Genomic DNA, 9,772 nt, shown 5'->3' on the forward strand with positions numbered 1-9,772 from the left:
GTGACAAAACTTAAGCACTACTCGAACATCTCGACGCTAGATGTTAAGTCTGATTGCCCAGCCATTCTCAACAAGCACTGTTTATTGCGAATGACCGGGGGAACCCTGGAATTTTCGGCTTAGTTGCTGGCAGCTTGCCGCCAACTCACTCCTCTAGATAAGTATTTTGACTCAGGCATCTTCCTCTTTCGAGACGTTGTGACACTTAGGGTGCGGAATGTGGGGTATAGGCTACTCATGCAAGAGGCACTCATGCAAAACGGAGAATAAATAATCAGTTTTTAATAAGCGGATTTAGTATAATTTAAAAGTTACTGATCATTGCTGATTGTCGGTATTTCTACAAATTTGAGATGCAGCTTTGTGAGAAAAGCTGTATATTATTTTGAAGGGCGATCGGGTAAAGTCGGTCTTAGGGAAAATAACCACCAGATCAATAAACCTAATATAATCCAGAGAATATCTTTAACCCGGCGAATTACAGAAATCGCTAAACCTAATTCTAGACTACCAGTTAAGGAAGCACCCAGCAGCACTAAAGAACCTTCTAAAGTACCGATATTAGCGGGAATAAAAAAGGTTCCAGCGCGCACTAATTGGGCAACAGAATCAAATAACCAAGCATCGGCAAAACTGATCGGATGTTGGAGAAACTGCATTAAAACATAAATTTCTAAAACTCCGAGAGGCCAATTGAGAAAACCGACGATCAAGCCATTTCTAAATAGTGGCAGATTCCGGTAAAATTCCCCTAAACGATCATCGACACTGCGAAGATTTTCTAAAGGTTTAGCTAGGCGATAGCCTAAAAAAGAATGACCTAATCGATTAACTATTCGGGAGGATAAACGGAATCGCTGAATCAAGAAAAATATCAGGATACAACTGGAGAATATAGCAAGACTTAATCCGGTAAAAGTTTTAAAAGAATTGGAGAATTTTGGGGAAGCTAGGAGCAGAAAAAAACCGATAATTGCAAAGAAGACAAGGGAAGCAGTATTTAATGTCTTGGTCAGAATGATCGAGGCACTGGTTTCTTTGTAGCTAATCTGATAGTGAGTTTTCAACATCACTGCTTTAAAACCTTCTCCTCCCAAAGAAGCGAAGGGAGTCACGCGATTAAAGGCTGCCCCTACCATGTAAATTAATAATAGGCGAATTGTCCATCGAGGTTGGATAGGAATACTTTTAAAAGTTAGTTGCCAAGTAAAAACATCGGTGAGGAATTCTAGGAAGTAAAAAATAATTACTAATGTCATTCCCCACCAACCGACTAGGGTGATTTGTTGCCAAACTTCTTGCAGATTTGTTTGGCGCAAAATTACCCCTAGTAAAACAAAACCTAAACCCAGAAAGATAAATTTAATATATTTCATAAGTAGTCGTGCAAAATTAATTTCTTGGTTAGGATAGGCACTCATGCAATAGGCAATAGGCAATAGGCAATAGGCAAGAAGTAGTTAGATAGGTGTAATTAATTTTGCTTAGGTACTTACTAAATCCTGTTTAAAAGGTCTAGGAGAGCGGGAAGTGGGGAAGTGGGGAAGTGGGGAAGTGGAGAAGTGGAGAAGTGGAGAAGTGGGGAAGTGGAGAAGTGGGGAGATGGTGATACCACTGCGTGCGCGTTGCGGGGGGAGATGGGGAATTATGAATTATGACTGATAACTGATAACTCATAACTGATAACTAATAACTGATAACTGATAACTGATAACTGATAACTGATAACTGATAACTAAAAATAGTTCCAACGTTGAATAAATGGTAGCCAATGAGATTCAACTAACTCGATCGCTTTTGGTTCTGGCGGATAATTATTTTTTTTATATCCTTGCAGACTGCTGATATATTTATCAAAGCGAGGCATAGATATTTTTAAGTCGGGAAGTTGCAGTTGATCGTAGATTTTCTCGATTTGTGCTAGGGGTTCTTTTTCTAAATCTTCAAAACGAATTTCTACAAAACTATCGGTAGGTAAATTGGCACTATCTCCCAGGAGAGAATTGAGCATTAGGGGATAACTTTTCAGAATCGCTTGCTCGATGACATCAATAGATAAATTATCGTAGGATTGCAGTGCTAGTTCCGGTAGGATGCGGGTAAAAAAGTGGCGGGTTGAGGGAAAAACTAGATAGGGATTGCGGTAGATATGAATAAATTTAGCATCGGGCCAGATAGCTCGCAATCTGGCAATGTGTGCCGTATAAACGGGGTTTTTGATTAGTAATTGTTTGCCTTTTTGATGGATGGAAACTTTTTTTAATAGATGAGTATGCCAACGTTGCCAATTGGCGATTTCTTTCTCGCTGCAGCCTTGAAAAAAAACCCCTCGATCGAAATGGTACTGAAAACGTTGGGGAAAGTATAAACCATGGTAGTAGGAAAGGGGGATCATACTGGCCAGGGCGATCGAGTCTTCTTGGGGTGAATTGGGAGTAACGGCAACGTTATCCACATGGCGATCGCTCGGTAGAGCTAATTCTAGCAGCGGTTGAAATAAGCGGACGATACCGAGGATATCCCAGGGTAATCCCACCGCTAGGGGCGAAATATAGCCAAAATGCTCCGATTGACCCAGTAAATTGTGTAGATGGGTCGTGCCGCTGCGCCAATAGCCGACAATAAAAATGGGTGCTTTTACCTGCACGCGGCGCTCATAAAACCCTGTCATCAAAATTCGTTCTAGGGTAGAAAAAGGCAGTCGCGCCAGGGTAACTGCCAGCGCCAGGGTTGCTGGGGCCAAATTGGGGCGATCGATGCCGCCATTGGTCAAAAACAAACGAAGGAGAGTGCTAAGGTTACTACCGCAGAGGGGATGAAACAAACTGGACATATTAACTATTTTTTAGCGGTTTTTTGGCGGATAGCTTGGCTGGCCAAGGTTTTGCCGAATTCCCAAGCGGCTCCGGGGAAGCGGTGTGCATCAGCGACCACATCTTTAACGGCGGTGACAAGCCAACGGCAATCCTCATCGGAGAGGGTGAGGGGGGGGATAAACTTAATGATATTCATGCCGTGGCCGGAAACCTGGGAGAGGATTTGATGGCGGGTAAAGAGGGGAACGACGATTAACTGGGAAAATAGCCCTTTATTGGCGGTTTCTAGCATTTTCCAGGCGGCTTTTAGTGACCAACTGCTCGGCTCGGCAAATTCCAAGGCGATCATCATACCCAATCCCCGCACTTCCTGCAAACATTCGTACTGATCTACGAGGGGCTGTAGTTCTGCGATAATTTGTTGACCGATTGCAGCCGATCGCTCGACTAATTTTTCCTCCTCAATCACCTGTAAAGTGGCAATACCGGCGGCCATGGCCAGATTATTTTTACCAAAAGTGCTACCGTGAACCACTGAACGATCCATGCGATCGAATACTCGATCGAAAATCCAGCGACGACAGAGAACCGCTCCCACTGGCACAAAACCGCCCGAAAGAGCCTTGGCAACACATAAAATGTCTGGTTCTACCCCCCAATGTTCCACAGCCCAAATTTTGCCAGTCCGGCCTAAACCGGTCTGCACTTCATCGGCTACAAAAAGAGTGCCATAACGACGACAAAGGGCCGCCGCCGCCGGGAGATAGTTCGGTTCGGGAATTCTCACCCCGTGACCTTGAATCGGTTCGGTAATAAAAGCCGCTACGTCTTGGTTAATTAGAGCTTTTTCGAGCGCAGCTAGATCGCCGAAGGGAATTTCCTTAAAATCGGCGACAAAAGGCCCAAATCCCTCACGATAATGGGGATCGCCGGTGGCGGAAAGGGAACCCATGGTTAACCCGTGGTAGCCTCCCTGACAGTAAACAATTTGGCTGCGTCCGGTGGCGTAGCGGCTGAATTTAATGGCAGCCTCGACGGTTTCTGTGCCGGAATTAGCAAAGAAAACTCGTTCTAATCCGGGAGGGGCGATCGCTACTAACCGTTCCGCCAGCAATCCCGCTAGGATAGAAGCATCCAATTGGACTAAATTGGGCAATGCTGCCGTTAGCACTTCCTGTAAAGCTTGCACGATCTTGGGGTGATTGCGTCCGAGAGCGAAAACACCAAAACCACTCAGTAAGTCCAGATACTTTTCTCCCTGATTGTCGAATAGGTATGGACCTTCAGCTTTAACGTAGTGGCGATCGTAGCCGATCGTTTTTAGTACCCTAACCATCTGGGGGTTTAGGTATTGTTCGTGGAGGGCAAAGTTTTCTTCTAGTCTTTTTTCTATCAGTTCTAAAATGCTCATAAATTCCAGATTTGATGACTGAAAAACTAATTTTTTAACACCTCAAACCCGATTATGTTGATAGCACATTATCATGATTTTTGGTTATCTAATTATTATAAATTATTTGATATATTTTTGTCAAGTATTTAAAAACTTATCTAGGATAATTAAACTAATTAACTCTTGTTGGCTAAAGGTTCAAGGGACTTTTAGATAATTTATTAGTCAGTTTTTATATGGTTGGCGCACAAGCGATGCGCCCAAAATGTAATATCAGTAAACTGATAACTGATAACTGATAACTGATAACTGATAACTGATAACTGATAACTGATAACTGATAACTGATAACTGATAACTGATAACTATAAAAAAAACCGACCAACAAGAGAGAATTCCTGTCAGTCAGTCGGTGAAGATAGGCCGAATTTTACTCAGCTTTATTTCTTAGCGGGGGCAGCCTTAACGAGTTCCAATTCACTTTCAGCGAAGTTATTGGTATTCAGTCCACCGGCACTACCACTAAAACCGTGGTAGTTAACAGTGTTAAAACGGACGATAACGGGATAGAGGATACCACTTTTGTCAACACTGGCTACGGTTCCTACATCGTTGTACCAGTAAGACTCTTTACGTTTGATTCTAACTTTGGCTCCGCGTTCGATTCCAGGCATAGGTGTTTTTTTTTAGGGTTTAGTTAACAGGTTACAATCAGAGCGAGTTTGCCGAAAGGGTTTTTACTTTAAGTTTTATTGCAAATCTTGCCACTCCACTGCCACGAAATGCCCCGAACGTCCCCATAGGTCTGCCTTTGGGGCAATGTTAACGATTGTTAAGTTAAAGGGAATGGCCGTGGTCAGGTATTTTTGGGCCGACATTCCCACATCTGGCCCGATTTGAAAAGCGGTGGCAGTGGCTAAACCTAAGCCTAATAACTGAGAAATCGGACCTCTGGGGAAGATAAGATGAGTTCCTAAGACTAAGCCGGCGGTTAAGGCTAAAGTTACCGATAAATTGGTGCCACAACGCGGATGTAATGCCAATTGCCCCTCGCCATTTTTGAGACGATGGAGTGCCTGTTTGGCTGCAATTTGCAGTTCATTTGTATTAACTTGTCCGTAGAGATAAAAACCCCTATCGGTGGACAGTCCCCCCAGGGCCTCGTTATCCGCGGGGGAGCGGTCAAAAGGCGATTGACGACGGGCAGCCATTTCGCTTAATACCCAGACGGTGGCGTGTTCCAAGGCGTGAACCTGTCGCAGGGTGAGAAATTCTTTGAAACCGGGGATAAAGCCGATTTGTGCCAGTAAATCGCTGTCTTGCTGGGGCGAGGGGTTAAACCAGTCAAAAGAGGGGTTAGAAGGGCTACTAGAGGTCATAAAGTTGCGCTAGGGGGAGTTTTTTCGGGGAATGTGAGGGTGCTATTCGACAAAAACGGGGACAATCTGACCACGGGGGAACTGCTGCTAGTTCTTGCTTTAGGTTAAGAAGCGAAAGGATTTCAGTTATCTCGATTGCTAGTCTTGGTCATAGAAACTATAGTCAATTAGCTGTCTAAATAGGCGTTAATGATAGCAAGAGCCACTACGGGAGCGGTAATTGTTCTCAAAATGCGTTTTCCCAGTGATACAGGCACAAAATCAGCAGCGATCGCTTGTTCTATTTCTGTCTCCGTCCATCCCCCTTCAGGTCCAATGGCCATGGTTATCTCGGTTGATGTTTGTAATTGAGAAAGTAGCGGGGCCACTGTTCTACGGGTAACACCAATATAACAAGTTGTCTTTGGGTTAGCTCCCCGCTTAAGGATGGCTAAAAATGGCTGTGGTTCTTCGATTATGGGAATAATCTGTCTTTCTGATTGTTCTACAGCTTCTCGGGCAATTTTTCGCCAACGGTCAATTTTTTGAGGACTAGGATTAACTAAACCGCGTTCTGTCAGCAGCGGGATAATCCGATAAACTCCTAATTCGGTGGCAGCGCGAACGATATCATCAAAGCCATTTTTGGGAATTGCTACCATTAAATTCACTTGTACTGGTAGTTCGCTAGTTTCGTTTATCGCTTCTAAAAGATGGGCCGAATTATCAATTATTTCCGCTAACCACGCTTGTCCTTGTCCATTTAGGGCAATAAAACGGTCATGGGATTTTAAACGAACAACTTTTTTAAGATAATGACTTTGTTCGGGTGTTAAGACAATTAACCCGTTTTCTAGGGTATTAAAATCAAGAAGAAGACGATAATACAAGGCGGTTTAGTCTATATTGCTATTGTGTTCAGAATCACTGTCAGCTATCTATTTTAGCTTTTATGGTGTTTTTGTATAAGGTTGAGAGTAGATTAGCTGATAGCAGTTATCTTAATGGTGAAGTACGAAGTTTTCCTTTTGGGTAGTCGGTCGTCAATACCAAATTAGGTTATACTTCATATTTACGATCAAGGCTGTAAGTTACTATGGCCTTACCTACTCAGATCTGTTATAAAATTTCTCGTCATCAAGGTATCTCTTGGCCAATAGGAATTAAGACTTGACAATCCCCACTCCCTAACCCACAAAAAATTCATGGACATAACTGCTAAAATTGAAGAACTGGCACAAAAATATGAGATACCTCCCCAACTGCTAAAGGAAGCCATGGCTTTAGAAGTAGCAAAAATTACTCTAAAAAATCGGCGGCTATCACCTAAAATTGTCAAACTCATCGAAAAATATACCGACTCCCCACAATCATAAATTTTATAGTTCTCTTGCATAATTTATTTTTTGTAAGTAGGGAGGCACAATTATTTGTAGTATGGGTTAGCGATAGCGTAACATAATCGGGCGTTGGGTTTCATGCTTCAACCCAACCTACGTTCATCTTATATTTAATTCCACCCACCCACTTAGTTTAAAAACGACAAAAATAAATATTAAGTTGCATAAAATCTCTAAATAAACCATTTAATTGATTATTATTCATCCTTAATTCTCCTGATTACTGACTACTGGCTACTGACTCCTAATCAACCACAAATTTTTTGATTTTTACAAGAGTTCTTATGACTTTGAGACTGAAACAAATTCGCTTAACTAATTGGAAATGTTACCCTAGTCAAAATATTACTTTTAACCTGCATACCGACAGAAATATTCATATTATCTTCGGTAATAATGGCCACGGTAAAACTTCTCTGATGACAGCGATTTTATGGTGTCTCTATGGGGTAGATATTGTATCTAAAGAGACTCTGAAAACCTATTTTTATCGAGGTAAGGATGATTCTTCACCACTAATAGAAATGCGGGTGGAATTAAATTTTACTAGAAACGAGAAAAATTACTTTATCAGTCGCACAGCGAAATTAAAAGATAATGGTATCACTTCTTATCCCAGCGTAGAGGAAGCATTATTTTATGAAGATGGAACCATGAGAAGTAACTCTAGGGAATATATCGAAGCATTGCTTCCTAAATCTATTCGAGATTTTTTCTGTTTTGATGGCTCAAAAATCGAACAATATACCCAGATAACTCAAACTAAAGCAGCAAAAGAAGCAATTGAAAAAGTTTTGGGTATCCCGGAATTAAGAAATCTACGCGATGATACAGAAAAAGCCTTACAAGAATTAGAAAACCGTTTAAATAAAGCAGAGGGAACCAGTCAAATTTTTAAAGATAAGCTGCAACAATTGCAAGAATTAGAAGAAGAAATTGCTTTTCAACAAGGTCAGTGTAAAAATGCTAAAGAGGAGGAAAAAAATGCTAAAATTGTCCATGAGTATGCTCAAGAAAAAGCCGCTCAGATTGAAAGTTTACGAGAAAAGTTAGAGGAAATTCATAACTTAGAGAAAAAGCGTATCGGTTTACAAACTGAGTTAAATAACCTGCAAAATTCTATTGATTCTTGGTTAAAAAAAGCTGCGATACCTTTGCTGATTAACTTTGTGCAGGAAATGGCCGATGATTTGCAAGTTACTAGCTTAAAAAGCACTTATAAAACTAATTATACAGCAATTTTTCAAGCAATACTTGACGACGAAAGCTGTTTATGTGGTCGTTGTTTAGATAAAAATTCTCGTGACTTTATCCTTGAAAAAATTGCCGAACTAGAGTCCTTAGAAGTGGACAATGTCACCAGAATAGAAAAAGACCAACTTAGAATTGATTTACAGGGAATTATCCGAGATAATGCCAAATTTAGCAATTATAGTCAATTGCTTTTACAAAGAGATCATTTAGAAGAAGAAATCGAAGAAATTAATCAACATATTAAACAGCTAAAACAGGAAACCACGGGAATAAATCAAGACTCGGTGAGGGAGATTTGGCAAAAAGTTGGCGAATCGGAACGAAAAGTTAAGGAGATTGAAGAAAAGATCGAACGCTTACAAAAGGAAATTGAAATCAAAGAAAAGAAATTAGAAAATTTACGCAAAGAAGTGGAAATTTTAGCTAGTGAAAATCAGACCACATTGATGTTATCTAATCAGGTTAAAATGGCCAGAGGTTTAAAAAATGCCACTAACGAATTAATCGAATGGCATATCGATAATTCTCAAAAAATGATTAATCAAGTAACCAGCGATCGCTATTTAGAAATAACCAACAAACCAGAGGAATATAGAGGAGTAGAAATCACTCCCGAATACACTTTAGGAATCCTTACCATCACAGGAAAATTATTAAATCCCGATGTCTTAAGTGCGGGAGAAAAGGAAGCTTTAGCTTTTGCTTTTATCACTGGTTTAAATCAAATAACCGATAATTGTGTTCCCCTAATTATGGATACACCTTTTGGAAATTTAGATGAAGAACATCGAAAAAATATTATTAACTCTCTCACTAACTTAAACTCCCAAGTGATTATTTTAGCCACCGATCGCGATCTTCCCGATCGACTTTTAAATCTGCTGCTTCCCTACACTACTGATATATTCAAAATACACCGTTTAGCTGCCGATGAAGATGCTTCCGTGATTGAAGTGATGGAGAATTACTAATGCAGAGAATCGATGCCAGTTTGAAGATTTATGCCTCGGAAACTTCCAGAAATTATCTACAGGTACTAAAAGATAATAAAACCTTTGAGCGCATGGTAGATGCCTATTTATTCGCGGCTGCTTTTGCTATTAAAGAAGACTTAAGTATCTACGGAATCAATCTGAGTAATCGACAAGATTTAATTAATATTAGCCAAATCGAGCAAGAGGTTATTTTAGCTTTAACCGCAGGAATTTATATTATCTGTAAAAAGAATTCCTATCCTCAACCTAGCGATGGCAAAGAAGTTTTAGATAAGATCTGTCAATACGCAGAAGTGGGATTAAGGGAATTAAAAGAACGCTGGCAAGGCAAAGTCAGCAATCAAATCCAAGCTGATATTGAGAGAATTATCAATAATCTCTAAAATTCTCCCTATCTAACTATCCTTTTTAGCGATAACGACAAATTACGGTTCTTCGTTACTTGTTATGGTTCGATAGGGGGGCATAAATCGACTAAATCCTTATCTGGCAAGAGATTTAATTGATTAGTTCGCTCTAGAGCAAAAACAATTGACAAAAATCGAAGCAATGTCTT

Annotated in this window: 10 protein-coding genes; 3 read left to right on the forward strand and 7 right to left on the reverse strand. The window is 40.6% G+C overall.

Annotated features, from left to right (window positions below; genetic code table 11):
* Nucleotides 1-380: 380 nt before the first annotated feature.
* From IQ242_RS08925 to IQ242_RS08955, 7 genes are all read right to left on the reverse strand, one after another.
* Nucleotides 381-1,376 (reverse strand): lysylphosphatidylglycerol synthase transmembrane domain-containing protein, encoded by a 996-nt coding sequence (locus tag IQ242_RS08925; RefSeq protein ID WP_193959728.1) that lies wholly within the window; start codon nt 1,374-1,376, stop codon nt 381-383.
* A 359-nt stretch (nt 1,377-1,735) separates the two neighbouring features.
* Nucleotides 1,736-2,833, reverse strand: a complete 1,098-nt coding sequence (locus tag IQ242_RS08930) for a sulfotransferase (protein ID WP_193959720.1) — start codon at nt 2,831-2,833, stop codon at nt 1,736-1,738.
* A gap of 5 nt (nt 2,834-2,838) precedes the next feature.
* Nucleotides 2,839-4,227 carry an aspartate aminotransferase family protein gene (locus IQ242_RS08935; protein ID WP_193959721.1) on the reverse strand — a complete coding sequence of 463 codons (1,389 nt, stop codon included), beginning with the start codon at nt 4,225-4,227 and terminating at the stop codon, nt 2,839-2,841.
* A gap of 214 nt (nt 4,228-4,441) precedes the next feature.
* The gene (locus IQ242_RS08940; RefSeq protein WP_228020898.1) at nt 4,442-4,594 is read right to left on the reverse strand and encodes a hypothetical protein; all 153 of its coding nucleotides are present in this window, start codon (nt 4,592-4,594) and stop codon (nt 4,442-4,444) included.
* Nucleotides 4,595-4,649: 55 nt separating this feature from the next.
* Nucleotides 4,650-4,883: a photosystem I reaction center subunit IV gene (locus IQ242_RS08945; protein WP_002767446.1), complete on the reverse strand. Its 234-nt coding sequence runs from the start codon at nt 4,881-4,883 to the stop codon at nt 4,650-4,652.
* Nucleotides 4,884-4,958: 75 nt separating this feature from the next.
* Nucleotides 4,959-5,588 carry a DUF6391 domain-containing protein gene (locus IQ242_RS08950; RefSeq protein ID WP_193959723.1) on the reverse strand — a complete coding sequence of 210 codons (630 nt, stop codon included), beginning with the start codon at nt 5,586-5,588 and terminating at the stop codon, nt 4,959-4,961.
* A 167-nt stretch (nt 5,589-5,755) separates the two neighbouring features.
* On the reverse strand, nt 5,756-6,457 hold the full coding sequence (locus IQ242_RS08955) for a 16S rRNA (uracil(1498)-N(3))-methyltransferase (protein WP_193959724.1): 702 nt from the start codon (nt 6,455-6,457) through the stop codon (nt 5,756-5,758).
* A 315-nt stretch (nt 6,458-6,772) separates the two neighbouring features.
* Here IQ242_RS08955 and IQ242_RS08960 point away from each other — a divergent pair, with 315 nt between their 5' ends.
* From IQ242_RS08960 to IQ242_RS08970, 3 genes are all read left to right on the forward strand, one after another.
* Complete coding sequence (locus IQ242_RS08960) at nt 6,773-6,943, forward strand: hypothetical protein (protein WP_193959725.1); 171 nt, start codon at nt 6,773-6,775, stop codon at nt 6,941-6,943.
* A 308-nt stretch (nt 6,944-7,251) separates the two neighbouring features.
* Nucleotides 7,252-9,192 carry an AAA family ATPase gene (locus IQ242_RS08965; RefSeq protein ID WP_193959726.1) on the forward strand — a complete coding sequence of 647 codons (1,941 nt, stop codon included), beginning with the start codon at nt 7,252-7,254 and terminating at the stop codon, nt 9,190-9,192.
* Complete coding sequence (locus tag IQ242_RS08970; protein WP_193959727.1) at nt 9,192-9,599, forward strand: hypothetical protein; 408 nt, start codon at nt 9,192-9,194, stop codon at nt 9,597-9,599. Before IQ242_RS08965 ends, IQ242_RS08970 begins: the two co-directional genes overlap by 1 nt.
* Nucleotides 9,600-9,772 lie beyond the last annotated feature (173 nt).

It is taken from the genome of Microcystis sp. LEGE 08355 (assembly GCF_015207185.1).
Lineage (GTDB): Bacteria > Cyanobacteriota > Cyanobacteriia > Cyanobacteriales > Microcystaceae > Microcystis > Microcystis panniformis.